Source organism: Acidovorax sp. sif1233 (assembly GCF_019218755.1).
GTDB lineage: Bacteria > Pseudomonadota > Gammaproteobacteria > Burkholderiales > Burkholderiaceae_C > Acidovorax.
This window is the reverse complement of sequence record NZ_JAHUWZ010000010.1, coordinates 47,524-62,739: the sequence shown is the minus strand read 5'-3', so window position 1 is coordinate 62,739 and position 15,216 is coordinate 47,524. Positions and strand designations below refer to the sequence as shown.

At 70.0% G+C, this 15,216-nt stretch carries 10 protein-coding genes and 1 other RNA gene; 7 read left to right on the top strand and 4 right to left on the bottom strand.

What is annotated here, in order from left to right:
• Positions 1–212 precede the first annotated feature (212 nt).
• On the bottom strand, positions 213–1,475 hold the full coding sequence (gene rho, locus KW843_RS23945) for a transcription termination factor Rho (protein WP_056067265.1): 1,263 nt from the start codon (positions 1,473–1,475) through the stop codon (positions 213–215).
• A gap of 274 nt (positions 1,476–1,749) precedes the next feature.
• Positions 1,750–2,082 (bottom strand): thioredoxin TrxA, encoded by a 333-nt coding sequence (trxA, locus tag KW843_RS23940; RefSeq protein ID WP_218297655.1) that lies wholly within the window; start codon positions 2,080–2,082, stop codon positions 1,750–1,752.
• Between the two features lie 109 nt (positions 2,083–2,191).
• On the opposite strand from trxA, the gene KW843_RS23935 reads away from it, so the two are divergent.
• The 3 genes from KW843_RS23935 to KW843_RS23925 all read left to right on the top strand — a co-directional run bounded on the left by KW843_RS23935 (position 2,192) and on the right by KW843_RS23925 (position 9,811).
• Entirely contained in the window at positions 2,192–4,747 is a 2,556-nt protein-coding gene (locus KW843_RS23935; RefSeq protein WP_218297654.1) for a PD-(D/E)XK nuclease family protein, read from the top strand.
• A 165-nt stretch (positions 4,748–4,912) separates the two neighbouring features.
• Positions 4,913–8,410 carry an exodeoxyribonuclease V subunit beta gene (locus KW843_RS23930; RefSeq protein ID WP_218297653.1) on the top strand — a complete coding sequence of 1,166 codons (3,498 nt, stop codon included), beginning with the start codon at positions 4,913–4,915 and terminating at the stop codon, positions 8,408–8,410.
• 45 nt (positions 8,411–8,455) lie between these two features.
• Positions 8,456–9,811, top strand: a complete 1,356-nt coding sequence (locus KW843_RS23925) for a TIGR03862 family flavoprotein (protein ID WP_218297652.1) — start codon at positions 8,456–8,458, stop codon at positions 9,809–9,811.
• A 144-nt stretch (positions 9,812–9,955) separates the two neighbouring features.
• On the opposite strand, the gene KW843_RS23920 is transcribed toward KW843_RS23925, so the two are convergent.
• The gene (locus KW843_RS23920; RefSeq protein WP_255594918.1) at positions 9,956–10,711 is read right to left on the bottom strand and encodes a hypothetical protein; all 756 of its coding nucleotides are present in this window, start codon (positions 10,709–10,711) and stop codon (positions 9,956–9,958) included.
• Between the two features lie 249 nt (positions 10,712–10,960).
• Positions 10,961–11,057: signal recognition particle sRNA small type (gene ffs / locus KW843_RS23915), an RNA gene on the bottom strand.
• Between the two features lie 228 nt (positions 11,058–11,285).
• Here ffs and dnaX point away from each other — a divergent pair.
• The 4 genes from dnaX to KW843_RS23895 all read left to right on the top strand — a co-directional run bounded on the left by dnaX (position 11,286) and on the right by KW843_RS23895 (position 15,084).
• The gene (gene dnaX / locus KW843_RS23910) at positions 11,286–13,253 is read left to right on the top strand and encodes a DNA polymerase III subunit gamma/tau (protein WP_218297651.1); all 1,968 of its coding nucleotides are present in this window, start codon (positions 11,286–11,288) and stop codon (positions 13,251–13,253) included.
• Positions 13,254–13,481: 228 nt separating this feature from the next.
• Positions 13,482–13,814, top strand: a complete 333-nt coding sequence (locus KW843_RS23905; RefSeq protein WP_010457931.1) for a YbaB/EbfC family nucleoid-associated protein — start codon at positions 13,482–13,484, stop codon at positions 13,812–13,814.
• Between the two features lie 153 nt (positions 13,815–13,967).
• Positions 13,968–14,558: a recombination mediator RecR gene (gene recR, locus KW843_RS23900; protein WP_218297650.1), complete on the top strand. Its 591-nt coding sequence runs from the start codon at positions 13,968–13,970 to the stop codon at positions 14,556–14,558.
• A 100-nt stretch (positions 14,559–14,658) separates the two neighbouring features.
• Entirely contained in the window at positions 14,659–15,084 is a 426-nt protein-coding gene (locus tag KW843_RS23895; RefSeq protein WP_218297649.1) for an MAPEG family protein, read from the top strand.
• The last annotated feature ends 132 nt before the right edge of the window (positions 15,085–15,216 follow it).

Sequence of the window (15,216 nt, the reverse complement as noted above, 5' to 3'; positions counted from 1 at the left end):
TTGCGCCGTGGAACATCCAGCGTACTTTCCGCAGAAAAAGCCCTCTATTATGGCACAGGGCGAATACGTGTCTTCTTCAACGTCGCTGCGCATCCGTCACAGCGATGGAAACCGGCGCGGCCCAAGCCCAGTGCCACCGTGGAACTGGCTCTGCCAGGCCACGGGTGGCGTCCCCCTCCGGGGGAAGGCTGCGAAGGCGACTCAGGGGGGGCTTACCCGCCTCGTCGCATCATGTCGAAGAAGTCCACGTTGGTCTTGGTGGCCTTCATGTTCTTGATCATGAGCTCCATGGACTCGATCTCGTCCATGTTGTACATGAACTGGCGCAGGATGCGGGTCTTTTGCAGGATCTCGGGCGCCAGCAGCAGCTCTTCGCGGCGGGTGCCGCTCTTGTTGAGCTCGATGGCCGGGAACACGCGCTTTTCGTACAGGCGGCGGTTCAGGTGGATCTCGCAGTTGCCGGTGCCCTTGAATTCTTCAAAGATCACTTCGTCCATGCGGCTGCCGGTGTCGACCAGCGCGGTGGCGATGATGGTGAGCGAGCCACCTTCCTCGACCTTGCGCGCGGCGCCGAAGAAGCGCTTGGGGCGCTGCAGCGCGGCGGCGTCCACACCACCGGACAACACCTTGCCGCTGGAAGGCACGACGTTGTTGTAGGCGCGGGCCAGGCGGGTGATGGAGTCGAGCAGGATCACCACGTCCTTCTTGAGCTCGACCAGGCGCTTGGCGCGCTCGATCACCATCTCGGCCACGTGCACGTGGCGCGCGGCGGGCTCGTCGAAGGTGGAGGCGATGATCTCGCCCTTCACCGTGCGCTGCATTTCGGTCACTTCCTCAGGGCGCTCGTCCACCAGCAGCACCATCAGGTGCACGTCGGGGTTGTTGGCCGTGATGGCGTGGGCGATGTGCTGCATCATCACCGTCTTGCCGCTCTTGGGCGGGGCGACGATCAGCGCGCGCTGGCCGCGGCCGATGGGCGCGATGATGTCGATGATGCGGCCGGTGATGTTCTCTTCGCTCTTGACGTCGCGCTCCAGGCGCATCTGCTCCTTGGGGAACAGGGGCGTCAGGTTTTCGAACATCACCTTGTGCTTGTTCTGCTCGGGCGGGCCGTCGTTGACCTTGTCCAGCTTGGTCAGGGCAAAGTAGCGCTCGCCGTCCTTCGGGGTGCGCACTTCGCCTTCGATCATGTCGCCGGTGTGCAGGTTGAAGCGGCGCACCTGGCTGGGGGAGATGTAGATGTCGTCCGTGCTCGCCGTGAAGCTCGTGTCCGGGCTGCGCAGGAAGCCGAAGCCGTCCGGCAGGATTTCCAGCACCCCGTCCGCGAACACCTGCTCTCCCGCCTTGGCGCGCTTCTTGATGATGGCAAACATCAGCTCCTGCTTGCGCATCCGGCCCGTGTTTTCGATTTCGAGTTCTTCGGCCTGCTTCAGGACTTCAGACACGTGCAGTGCCTTGAGTTCGTTTAAGTGCATGGAATGACTCCTTGGCGGAGCTGGTATGAATCTTGGGGGAGGAGGGCTGGTGCCGGATGGGCTGCTGTTTGCAGGTCCGGCTTGCCGGGGATCTCGGTCCGGCTGCCAATGCGTGCAGGCCGGTGATCTGGGGGAATTATGACAGGAAAAAAAGCAGGGGATTCACGCGGGCCGGATTCGGTGGGCGCCGGGCTGGCGGCCCGGGCCATGCACCTTCATCAAGAAAGCCCCGCATGCCGGGTGATCGCGTGCGGGGCCGGAGCTGGGCCGTCGGTCAGGCCAGTTGCTGGTCGATGAAGGCGGTCAGCTGTGCCTTGCTCATGGCGCCCACTTTCGTGGCGGCCAGCTGGCCATCCTTGAACAGCATCAGCGTGGGGATGCCGCGGATGCCGAACTTGGCGGGAATCTCGCGGTTCTCGTCCACGTTCATCTTGGCGATCTGCAGCTTGCCCTGGTAGGTGCCCGCGACTTCGTCCAGGATGGGGGCAATCATTTTGCAGGGGCCGCACCATTCGGCCCAGTAGTCCACCAGCACGGCGGTGCCGGGTTTCAGCACGTCGGCTTCAAAGCTGGCGTCAGAGACATGTTTGATGAGTTCGCTGGCCATGGCGGATTCCTTGTTTTTGAGCGGGTTGTGACCGGTGTACGTTTAAAGTCTGGGCATTGTGACAGAAACCAATCCCACGTTCACCGGTGTGGCCGGGCCCTGCGACGCTATGACTGTCATAGCGAAAAGCGATCAGTGCGCAGCCCTGGTGCCCCTGTGGCGGCGCGTGCTGGGACAGGTGGCCGGGCACCTGCGCCAGCAGGGCGCGCATCCCGCGCGCACGGTGGTGCTGGTCCCCTATGCCCAGCTCATGCCGTGGGCGCAGCGCTATTGGGCCCTGTTCCACGCGGACGGTTTTGCTCCCCGGTTTGAAACAACGCGCAACTGGGCACGGCAGCTGGCGGCGTTCGTGCCCATGGGCGACGACCTGGCCGGGGATGTGGCGCGCGACACCTTGACGGCGCGGGCGCTGCTGGACCGCGCGGGCCTTTCGGCCCAGCGCGACGTGCTGGCCGCGCCGCTGCAGGAGGCCGCGGCGCAGCTGGCGACCGTGGTGGCCGCGGTGCCGCCCGCGCAGCGGCCAGCATGGGCCGCGCATGCGCGCGGCCTGCTGCCCGAGGCCGACGGCGCCTCGGCGCTGCGCTTCGAGGCCGTCGTGGCGCGCATTGCGCTCGAATGGGTGCTTGCCTCGCGCCATGCCACCGATGTGCTGTTCGAGGCCGGCGTGCGGGAGTCCGTGGACGCGCTGGTGGTGCTGCACGGGTTCCAGGCAGAGCCCCTGGCGCAGGCCTTGCAGAACCACTGGGGCGACAAGGCCACGGCCCTGGCGCTGCCTCCCGGGCCTGGCGATCCAGGTCCCATGGGGCGGGTCGCGCTGCATGCCGCGCAGGATGCCGAGGACGAAGCCCAGCGGGCCGCCGCCTGCGTGCTGGCGCATGTGGCGGCGGGCCGCACACCGGTGGCGCTGGCGGCCAACGACCGGGCTCTCACGCGCCGCATTGGCGCGCACCTGGCAAGCTCGGGCGTGGCGGTGCGCGACGAAAACGGCTGGACACTGTCCACCACCCGCGCCGCCGCGCAGCTGATGGCCGCACTCAAGGCCTGCGCATGGGATGCCCGTGCGGATGAAGCGCTCGACTGGCTCAAGCACGCCCCCGCCGTGGCGGCGCCAGCGCTCGATGCGCTCGAGCGCGCGCTGCGCAAGGCCCCGGTGGCGAACTGGGCCGGTGCGGCGCAGCGCGACTGGTCCGGCAAGCCGGCCCTGGCGCAGTGCGTGGCGCTCGCGCAGGGCTGGCGTGAGGGCCTGCGCGCGCCCCGCCCGCTGGCGCAGTGGCTGCAGGCCCTGCGCCTGCTGCTGCAAGCCAGCGGCCAGTGGGCGCAACTGGAGGCGGATGACGCGGGCGCCCGCGTGCTGGCCGCGCTGCGCCTGCAGGCGGGGCAGGAGGCCGAGCTCGACGGCTGGGACAGCGCGGGGCGGCCCATGGCGCTCGCCGAATTCACGCGCTGGGCCAGCGAGGTGTGCGAGGCCGCGCGCTACGTGCCGGCTCTCGCGGGCGATGCGCCCGTGGTCGTCCTGCCCCTGCCGCAGCTGCTGGCACGGCCGTTTGCGGCGCTCGTGCTGCCCGGGTGCGACGAAAAACGCCTCCAGTCGTCACCGGAGCCCACGGGTGACTGGACCACGGCCCAGCGCGAGGCCTGGGGCCTGCCCACGCGCGGATCGCTCGAGGCCGCCCAGCGCGCGGCCTGGCACTACGCCCTGCAGACACCCGAGGTGGATGTGCTGTGGCGAACGGGCGACGAAGGTGGCGAGCCCCTGCTGGCCAGCGCGCTGGTGCTGGCGCTGCACCTGGATGGCGCCGCCCGCCCTGGCACCGATGGGCGCCGCGCGCGCACCGTGCCGACCGCGCCCACCCCGCGCCCCGGGCCCGACGGGAGTGCCCTGCCTGTCCAGCGCCTGTCGTCCACGGCCTATTCCGACCTGCGGCATTGCCCCTACCGCTTCTTTGCGCTGCGCCAGCTGGGCCTGCAGGAGGCCGACGAGCTGGCCGCCGAGGTGGACAAGCGCGACTTCGGCAACTGGCTGCACGCGGTGCTGCAGCACTTCCATGAGGCGTTGCTGGCCGAGCCGACGGACGACGCGGGCGCGCGCGCGGCGCGCATGGACAGCGCCGCGCAGGCCGTCACGCTGGAGCAGGGCCTGGGGGAGGGCGACTTCCTGCCGTTCGCCGCGGGCTGGCCGCAGGTGCGCGATGGCTACCTGCGCTGGCTTGCGCAGCATGAACAGGCCGGGGGGCACTTCCGGCAGGCCGAGGTGCAGACCCGCCAGCCGCTGGGTGACCTGCAGCTGGTGGGCACCATCGACCGCATCGACGCCGTCTCCTCCATCGGCGAGCCCACGCCATTGGTCATCGACTACAAGACCGAGAACGACACCGTCACGCGCAAGCGCATCGGCGCGGGCGCGGAAGACACCCAGCTCGCGTTCTACGCCGCCTTGCTGAGCCACGACACGCTGCGCGCCGCCTATGTGAACGTGGGCGAGCGGGGCGAGACCCAGATGCACGAACAGGAAGAGGTGGTGCACCTGCGCGACCTGCTGGTGGAGGGCATCCAGCACGACTTTGAGCGCATTGCCGCGGGTGCGCCGATGCCCGCCCTAGGCGAGGGCGCCGTGTGCGACTACTGCGCCGCACGCGGACTGTGCAGAAAAGACTTCTGGACATGAAGAGGAACACCCCCCCGAGCCGCTTCGCGGCTTCCTGCCTCTCCCGGCTGCGCCGGGAGGGGGAACGATGCCAGCGCGGCGGGGCGGCCCTTGCGCGGCATCCCCCGCCTGGACGCGCGCCGGTTTTGCCGATCCCCGGCGGACAGGGCGCGGTGGATCACGAGAATGACTGAACAAGCCGCCTACGAACACAACGGCCGTCCCGTCTCCCGCGAGGCCTTCTACGCCATCGCCTGCGACCCGGCGCGCAGCGTGGCCGTGGAGGCCTGCGCGGGCGCGGGCAAGACCTGGATGCTGGTGTCGCGCATGCTGCGTGCCTTGCTCGATGGCGCCGCGCCGCACGAGATCCTGGCCATCACCTTCACCAAGAAAGCGGCCGGTGAAATGCGCCAGCGCCTGCAGGAATGGCTCGAAGCCTTTGCCCAGGCCCCCCTGGAGGACCTCACCCGCGAGCTGGTTGCCAGAGGAATCAGCCCCGAGCGCGCTCTGGACAAGCGCGAGGCGCTACAAAATTTATACCGCCAGATGCTGGCCAGCGGCCGCCCGGTGCAGATCCGCACCTTCCACAGCTGGTTTGCCGCGCTGCTGGGCACGGCCCCGCTGGCGCTGCTGCAGGCGCAGGGCCTGCCGGCCAACTTCGAACTGCTCGAAGACGATGCCGAAGCCGTGCGCGAGGTGTGGGCCCCGTTCCTGCACACCGTGGCCACCAGCGCCGGCCTGCGGGCCGACTACGAGGCCGTGGTGGCCCGCCACGGCCGCTCGCAGACCCACAAGGCGCTGGCGGCGGCGCTGGCCAAGCGCGTGGAATTCGACCTGGCCGACGCGGCGGGCGTGCTCGATGCCTCGGTGCCTTCCTTTCAGGCGCACTGCCCGGAACTGGCGGGACTGGATGAGCCCGCCGGCGCGCTGCAGGGCGATGCCTGCCACCAGCGCTGGCTGGCGCGCGCCAGGGCGCTGGGGGCCGAGACCAACAAGACGCCCCAGAAGGCGGCGGACGCCATCGTGGACGCATTGGCCTGCGGCGACCCGAACCTGCGCCTGGACCTGCTGCGCAAGGCGATGTTCGTGGCCAAGGAAGACCGGCTGTCCAAGAACCTCGAGAAGTTCGCAGCCGCCCAGGAAGCCGAGCCCGAGCTGCAGCGCCTGCTGCTGGCGCGGCGCCAGCACGAGGCCTGGCAGCACCAGCAGCGCATGGCCCGCCTGGCACGCTGCCTGATCGGCGAATTTGCCGCCGTGAAGAACCGGCACGGCTGGGTGGACATGAACGACGTGGAGCGCACGGCGCTGGTCATGCTGTCCGATCCCATCCTCTCGGGGTGGGTGCAGGAGCGGCTCGATGCGCGCGTGCGCCACCTGCTGGTCGACGAGTTCCAGGACACCAACCCGCTGCAGTGGCAGGCGCTGCACGCCTGGCTGTCGGGCTATGCGGGTTCGGGCGGTGGCGCCAGCGGCCAGACGCCGCCCAGCGTATTCATCGTGGGCGACCCCAAGCAGAGCATCTACCGTTTTCGCCGCGCCGAGCCACAGGTGTTCATCGCCGCGCAGGCCTTCGTGCGCCACGGGCTCGCGGGCGACCTGCTCAGCTGCGACCACACGCGCCGCAACGCCACGGGCGTGATCGCCGCCGTGAACCACGTCATGGGCACCGCCCAGGCGCAGCACGAGACCAGCGGCTTTCGCGACCACACCACCGAGTCCAGGGACCCCGGCGTGCTGCTGCGCCTGCCCGCCATCCTGCCGCCGGATGCCGGCGGCAGCGGCGGCGCGGGCGCGGACCCTTTCGCCTGGCGCGACAGCCTGACCGAGCCCCGCCACGAGGCCGAGGAAACCCAGCGCATGCGCGAATGCACACAGGCCGCCGCGTGGGTGGCGGCGCAGATCGCGCAGGGCACGCCGCCCCACGAAGTGCTGGTGCTGGCCCGCAAGCGCGACCGGCTCGCCGCCCTGCAGGAAGCCCTGCGCGCCCTGCACCTGCCCTGCGTGCAGCCCGAGAAGGCCGACCTGTTCGACGCACCCGAGGTGCAGGACATCGTGGCGCTGCTCGATGCGCTGGTGTCCACCGGGCACGACCTTTCCCTGGCTCGGGCACTCCGCTCGCCCCTGTTTGGCTGCGGCGACGAGGCCCTGGTGACCCTGGCGCTGCTGCGCCGCCAGCCGGAACACGCTGCCTGCAGCTGGTTTGATTTGCTACAGAAAAGTGAGCTGCTACCGCTTGAAATGAAAGCGCTGGGGCCCGTTTTGGCTCAATACAGAGCCTGGGTGGATGGCCTGCCCCCGCACGACGCGCTGCACGCCATCTACCAGCACGCCGATGTGCTGGCGCGCTTCGCGGCGGCCGCCCCCGCCGCGCAGCGCACCGCGGTGCAGGCCAATCTGCGCGCCTTGCTGTCGGCCGCGCTGCAGCACGACGGCGGCCGCTATCTCACGCCCTATGCCTTTGTGCGTGCCATGAAAAAGGGCGGCGTGCGCGCGCCGGGCCGGGTGGATGCGCAGGCGGTGCGCCTGCTCACCGTGCACGGCGCCAAGGGGCTGGAGGCGCGCTGCGTGCTGCTGCTGGACACCGACACCCGCCCCCAGAAGGCCGAGACCATGGGCGTGCTGGTGGACTGGCCCGGCGAGCAGGCCGTGCCCAGGGCCTTCGTCTTCCTGGCCAGCGAATCGAACCCGCCGCCCAGCGCCGTGGAAGTGCTGGCCGCCGAGCAGCAGGCCCGCCAGCGCGAAGAGCTGAACATGCTCTACGTGGCGATGACGCGGGCCAAGCACTGCCTGGCGCTGTCCAGCGTGCAGCCGGCCGCATCCGCGCCGGGCAGCTGGTGGAACCGCCTGGCGCCGCTGGCGGCCGAGATCGCCGTGCAGGAGGGCCCTGGCGCGCCCGGGGGCGAAGCCCTGGCCGGGCCGGGCCGCCACGATCACTTCATGCTGGCGGAGCTGCCGCCGCTGCCGGAGCACCTGCGCGCGGCACCCGCCGCGGGGCCGGTGGATGCCGACCGGGCCGCCGACCCCGGCGATGCCACGGCTGCCTCCACGCCGCAGTCCCGGCTGGGCGAGGCCATGCACCAGCTGCTGGAGCAGGCGGGCGTGGCGGGGGCCCCGCTGGTGGAGCTGCGCGCCCAGGGCTGGCCGCCCGCGCGGGTGGCGCGGCTGGCGCGGGATTTCGACATCACCATCGCGGCCGCGCGGCACGCCGCGCTGACCGCGCAGCGCATCCTGGCGGGCGAAGGCGCCTGGGCCTGGGAGGCGTCGGCCGTGGACACCGCCATCAACGAGGCGCCCTTGCGCTACCAGGGCCTGAGCCTGCGGCTGGACCGCCTGGTGCATTGCCACCAGCCGCCCGAACGCGCCGGGTGGTGGGTGCTGGACTACAAGAGCGCGGCCGAGCCCGAGCGCCAGCCCGCGCTGCTGGCCCAGCTGCAGCGCTACCGCAGCGCCGTGCAGGGGCAGACGCCCGGCGAGCGCGTGCGCGCGGCCTTCCTCACGGGCGACGGGCGCCTCGTGCCCGTGCCCGACGCCGTGCCTGCCGGGCCCGATGCAGTGCAGGGCGCAGAGGCCGCGCTGCGGCATACTCTCGCCCCCGCCGCGCAGGAACCCGGGGCCGTGCCGCCGCCGCTGCCCCTGCCGCGGGGACCCGGCCCCGACGATTCGCCCCAGGGTTCCCTGTTCTGACGCTTTTTTTCCCGATTGCCGGCCTCCCATCCAAAGGTTTTCCCCATGAATGTTTCCCTTCCTCCCGCCCCCGACGACGTGGCCGGCCTGCACTGCGACGTCGCCATCGTGGGCGGAGGCCCCGCCGGGCTCATGGCCGCCGAAGTGCTGGCGCAGGCGGGCGTGGCGGTGCATCTGTTCGACGCCATGCCCTCGGTGGGGCGCAAGTTCCTGCTGGCGGGCAAGGGGGGGCTGAACCTCACGCATTCCGAACCCCATGCGCCGTTCGCCGCCCGGTTTGCGGAGCGCCAGCCGCAGGTCGAGCCCTGGCTCACCGCGTGGGGCGGGCCCGAGATCCGCGCCTGGGCGCAGGGGCTGGGGGTGGAGACCTTCGTGGGCACCTCGGGCAGGGTCTTTCCGGCCGACATGAAGGCCGCCCCGCTGCTGCGCGCCTGGCTGCAGCGCCTGCGGGGGCAGGGCGTGGTGTTCCACATGCGCCGCCGCTGGCTGGGCTGGGCGGACGATGGCGCGCTGCGCTTCGCCGCGCCGTCGGGCGAGGAGCGGGTGCAGGCGCGCGCCGTGGTGCTGGCGCTCGGGGGCGGCAGCTGGGCGCGCCTCGGCTCGGACGGCGCCTGGGTGCCCCTGCTGGCCGGGCGTGGGCTTGCCGTGGCGCCGCTGCGCCCCGCCAACTGCGGTTTCGACGTGCTTCGTGGCGATGTGCCTGCGGGCGAGACGCGCCGCGCGTTCCTGCAGGAGCTCATCGGCCGCACACCTGCTCCCGCCACGGGCTGGACGCCCCACTTCGCCGGACGGTTCGCGGGCCAGCCGTTCAAGACGGTGGCATTGGCGTTCACCGACAGCCAGGGCCGCGCCTTCAGCCGCCGGGGCGAGTTCGTGGCCACGGCCACGGGCGTGGAGGGCAGCCTGGTCTATGCCGCATCGCACCTGCTGCGCGACGAGATCGAGGCCCACGGCCATGCCACTTTTCACCTGGATCTGCTGCCCGACCACACGCCCGAACGCGTGCTGGTGGAGGTGCGCCATCCACGCGGGTCGCGCTCGCTGTCCAGCCATCTCAAGAGCCGCCTGGGGCTGGACGGCATCAAGGCCGGCATCCTGTACGAGCACCTGGGCAAGGACGGGATGAACGACCCCGTGGCGCTGGCCCACGCGATCAAGGCGCTGCCCGTCACGGTGGTCGCCGCGCGGCCGCTGGACGAGGCCATCAGCACCGCGGGCGGCGTGGCTTTTGACGCGCTCGATGCCCGCCTCATGGCCACCGCCGCGCCCGGCGTGTTCTGCGCGGGGGAGATGCTCGACTGGGAAGCCCCCACCGGCGGCTACCTGCTCACGGCTTGTCTGGCGAGTGGTCGCGTGGCCGGGCACGGCGCGCTGGACTGGATTCGCCAACGCGGGGTGTAGCTTTCGGCGGCTCCTTCATCCAGATGGCAGTTCCCTTCGGCGTTCAAAACTGACACGCCGCCACCGCCACCGTGGATCCGGCTGCGCCGGTCCACCGGAGGCGTCCCCCCCGGGGGGAAGACGCCGAAGGCGGCTCAGGAGGGCTCAAAACTTGGCGCGGTAATACAGCATCGGACCGCCCTTGCGCGCCCGCAGCACCAGGCGCGATCCGCCCTGCAGCTGCACGCCGATGGCGCCAAACTCGGGCACCAGCCCCCGGGTGCGGGAGGAGGCCCATTGCACCTCCACCCGGGTTCCATACGTCGGCGGCTGCGACTGCCAGATCATGCCCATCGCGTCCTGGGGCTGGCCTGCCGGGAGAGGCCGTGTCCAGGCGGAAATGTCCAGATGGCGCCCGCTGTCCAGGCGGGACCGCCAGCGAACCCCGAGGTCCAGGCTGGCGGGGGGCAGGGCGCCGCCCGCCAGGGGGGCGCCAGCGGCCGAGGGCGCCGGCGCGCTCATGCCCAGCGACAGCCCGAATCGGCCCCCGCTATCGGACGTTTCGGGCGTAAGCCAGCGCGTCACGCCGATGTGCTGCGTGCTGTTGAAGCTGCTGCCCGGCTGGGCCGCTCCCGAGGTAGCCCATGGCGGGGCCGTCTCGCCCATGCTGGGCAGCTCGACGCTGTGGACCTCGTACACGGCGGAAAGGCGGGCCGTTTCCTGCTCCAGGCTGGCCCGCGCCTCGTCGGCGAACTGGGAGTCGGCTCCCCAGGCCGCGCCCGCGACGGCCAGGCACAGCCAGCCTACCACCGGGCGCGCCGGCAGCATGCGGGCCAGGGCTTGCGGCCGGCGCGCACGCGCCGGCAAGGCGCGCCGGTAACGGAAGGAAAAAATCACTTGCGCAGTCAGGGGGGGTGACATGGCGGCACCCGATGAAAAGAAAGGATGAAGCGATGCAACAAAGTGTGCGCCTGCCGCCCGGGGCGGCGCAATCCCGAAAGCCGCAAAACAGCGTGGGAAAGGACTGACATGCGCTCGCGCCGCGTGCCTGTGCGCGCTGGAGGCAGCCAGCACATGCCACGAAGGCGAACGGGGTGGGGGAGGGGATGCGCGACAACACCGCGCCAGGAATGCCGCTCGCGGGCACGCCGCGCAGGCAACAAAAGAGAAGTTGACGAGCCTTACCCCCGGCACTGACTCCACAGTTAGGGCTGCTTGGTTCCCCACCTGACCCGGTTGGCCGCTTCACCATGCGGGGAGGCCCGTCAGGATGGGATTCTACCTCCTGAACAGGACGCCATTTTTTACTCCTCTCGAATGGCCTGCAATTGCAAAGGGCGACGACGCCAGCGCGGCGTTGCCCACGCCAGGGGCGGCCCCTGGGCGGCGTCCCTGGCGTGGGCGCGCGAGCCGGTGCCGGGCGGCGCAGGGCTTTCGCGGATGGCGGGCCGCGGCACCCAGACCCGGTACGCCATGGGCCCTAGAATCACCCCCCATGTCCTATCTCGTGCTCGCCCGCAAGTACCGCCCCCGCAATTTCACCGAAATGGTGGGGCAGGAGCACGTGGTGCAGGCCCTGACCAACGCGCTCACCCAGCAGCGGCTGCACCATGCCTACCTGTTCACCGGGACGCGGGGCGTGGGCAAGACGACGGTGTCGCGCATCCTGGCCAAGTCGCTCAACTGCCAGGGGCCCGATGGGCAGGGCGGCATCACCGCCACGCCGTGTGGCGTGTGCGCGGCCTGCACCGATATCGACAGTGGCCGGTTTCCGGACTACACCGAGCTCGACGCGGCCTCCAACCGGGGCGTGGACGAGGTGCAGAGCCTGCTGGAACAGGCCGTCTACAAGCCGGTGCAGGGCCGCTTCAAGGTCTTCATGATCGACGAAGTGCACATGCTCACGAACACGGCGTTCAACGCCATGCTCAAGACGCTGGAAGAGCCGCCCGAGTACCTCAAGTTCGTGCTCGCCACGACCGACCCGCAGAAGGTGCCGGTCACCGTCCTTTCGCGCTGCCTGCAGTTCAACCTGCGCCCCATGGCGCCGGAGACCGTGCTGTCGCACCTCACGCAGGTGCTGGCGTCGGAGAACGTGCCGGCCGAGCCCCCGGCGCTGCGCCTGCTCTCGCGCGCGGCGCGTGGCTCCATGCGCGATGCGCTGTCGCTCACCGACCAGGCCATCGCCTTTGGCAGCGGCCAGCTGCAGGAGGCCGCCGTGCGCCAGATGCTGGGCGCGGTGGACCGCTCCTACGTGTTTCGCCTCATCGACGCGCTGGCCCGGGGCGATGGCAAGACGGTGGTGGAAACCTCGGACACGCTGCGCCTCAATGGCCTGTCTGCCGCTTCCACGCTGGAAGAGATGAGCGCCGTGCTGCAGCGCATGGCCGTGTTCCAGGCCGTGCCGCAGATGGCGGCTGCCGTGGATGCCGACGACCCCGAGGCGGTGGAAACGGCCCGGCTTGCCGGCCTGATGCCCGCCGACGAAACCCAGCTGCTTTACAGCCTGTGCCTGCACGGGCGCGGCGAACTGGGCCTGGCGCCCGATGAGTATGCGGCGCTGACCATGGTGCTGCTGCGCTTGCTGGCGTTCAAGCCTTCGGGCGAAACGGCTGAAAAAAAAACTCTGACGCGGCCTGAAGCGGCGTCTTCTGGCCCGCCACCGGCGGTTTCCGCGGTGCCCGCGGCGGCGGATGCCGCCATGCCGGCACCCGTGGTTGCCCCGGCCCTGGCCGCCGCGCCACCTCCCCAGGTGCCGGCGGCTTCGCCGGAGCCCGCCGTGGCCCCGGCGTTGGCGCAAGACGCCCCTTCACCAGAATCCGCCGATGCCTCCGAGCCACCTCCCTGGCCGGGCTCGGACGAGCCGGGCGCCGCGGCGCCTGCCCCCTCGGCCGCCACCGCGCTGCCGGTGCGCACGTCCGATCGGTTTGAGCGAAATCGGCCCCCAGCGCAGTCCCCGCAAGCGCAAGGTGCTCCTGAATTCGTAGCGATTCCGGTGCGCGAGACGCCCGAACCCGGGGAGCGGCTGCAACCGCTGCCGCTTTCGGCCCCCGCGCCTGTTTCCGCGCGCTACACGCCCACCGAGGAGGGCGATGTCTGGCATGCCACCGTGCAGCAGATGGTGGCTGCGGAATCGATCACCGCTCTGGTGCGTGAGCTGGCCCTGCAGTCGCAGCTGGTGGCGCGCGACGGTGGCCACTGGCTGCTGCGCGTGGAGCGCGAGTCGCTCAATCAGCCCACCGCCCGCGAGCGCCTGCGCGCCGCGCTGGAGGCCGCGGGGCACGCCACCCAGATCAGTGTGGAGGTGGGCAATGTCATCGACAGCCCGGCCCGCCGCAATGCGGCCGCCGCTGCCGAGCGCCAGCGCCGCGCCGAAGAGATCGTGAACAACGACCCCTATGTGCAATCGCTGATGCGCGACTACGGCGCGAGAATCGTGCCGGGCAGCATCAAGCCTGCGTGAGATGAAGCTCCCCCTGAGTCGCCTTCGGCGCCTTCCCCCTCTCTCGCTTCGCGGGAGGCGGACGCACTCGGTGGCCTGGCACGGCCAGCTCCACGAGTGCACTGGATTGGGGTGTGCCAGTTTCGACGGCCGCTGACATTGCACAGCACAATACCGTGCATCTCGGATACCGAATCTCTGTCCCTTCGTGGGAATCGATCAACCAGAAAGAAGCAAAGGAAACACACCATGTTCAACAAAGGACAACTCGCCGGTCTCATGAAGCAAGCCCAGGCGATGCAGGACAACCTCAAGAAGGCGCAGGACGAGCTGGCCTTCATCGAGGTGGAAGGTGAATCGGGTGCCGGCCTGGTGAAGGTGCTGATGACCTGCAAGCACGACGTCAAGCGCATCACCATCGACCCGAGCCTGCTGGCCGAAGACAAGGACATGCTGGAAGACCTCGTGGCTGCGGCGTTCAATGCGGCGGTGCGCAAGGCGGAGGAGACTTCGGCGGAGAAGATGGGCAAGCTGACGCAAGGCATGCCAGGCCTCCCCGGCGGCATGAAATTCCCCTTCTGAGGCTGGCTGCCGAGCGGGCCATCTGCGTCGTTGGGCGGTGCTCGCAATCCTCACGTACAGGAAGTACGCTGCGGTTCCTGCGCTCCGGCCGCCTGGCAGCTGATCCCGCTCGCTACGCCCTTGAGGGCGGAGTTTTTGAAAACCAATACCTGCATGTCTGCTTCCGATTCCCTTGATGTCTTGATCCAGGCGCTGCGCCGGTTGCCGGGGGTGGGGGTGAAGTCTGCGCAGCGCATGGCGTTCCATCTGCTGCAGCATGACCGGGAGGGGGCGCTGGCGCTGGCGCGGGCGCTGGGCGAGGCGGTGGGCACCGTGCACCATTGCGCGCGCTGCCATACGTTCACCGAGGCCGAGGTGTGCGGCACCTGCCTGGACCCTGCGCGCGACGCCACGCGGCTGTGCGTGGTGGAGACGCCGGCCGACCAGGCGGCGCTGGAGCGCACGGGGGCATTCAAGGGGCTGTACTTCGTGCTCATGGGGCGCCTGAGCCCGCTCGACGGCATCGGCCCCAAGGAGATCGGCCTGCAGAAACTCATGGGCCGCGCCACCGATGGCACGGTGCAGGAGGTCATCCTGGCGACCAATTTCAATGCCGAAGGCGAGGCCACGGCCCATGTGATCAGCGAGGCGCTCAAGAGCCGGGGGCTGCACGTGACGCGGCTGGCGCGCGGCGTGCCCGTGGGCAGCGAACTGGAATATGTGGACCTGGGCACGATTGCGCATGCGCTGGTGGACCGCCGCTAGGCCCTGCGTGGAAAAAGGGCGCCACGGCGGCTAGAATACTCACAATTTAATAGCTGCCAGCGCTTATCTATAAAGCGCTGGAGCCCGAAAAGGCTTGAAAATGAATACCACCATGCATGTTGCACGGTTCACAGTGGCCTACTGGTGCGTGCTGATCGCGGCACTGCTTCCCATCGCCTGTGCCTGGCTGGCCAAGAGCGGCAGCTTCGGCAAGCCGCGCAAGGACGGGGGTTTCGACAACCGGGACCCCCGCGCCTGGATGGCCCGTCAGACCGACTGGCGGGCCCGCGCCAATGCGGCGCAGGCCAACAGCTTCGAGGCACTGCCGTTCTTCATCGGCGCCGTGATCATTGCGCACCTGCTGGGGGCGGGGCAGACATTGCTGGACATCCTGGCATTTTTGTATGTCATGTTGCGCATCTTCTACATCATGATGTACGTTTCCGACATGCCCACCGTGCGCAGCGCGATCTGGGCCGGGGCGTTTCTGGTCAACATCGCCATCCTGTTCGTCGGCTACCGCTGACCCGCGCCGCGCCTGGCTTGCAAAGGGCCAGGACGGCCGGGTCGCCCCGGGGCCGCCGCCCCTGTTTTTCGACCCTTGTACGTAGAAACCCGCTGGGAATCCCCCTGATGCGGGCTGGCCCGCTCTGCGGCA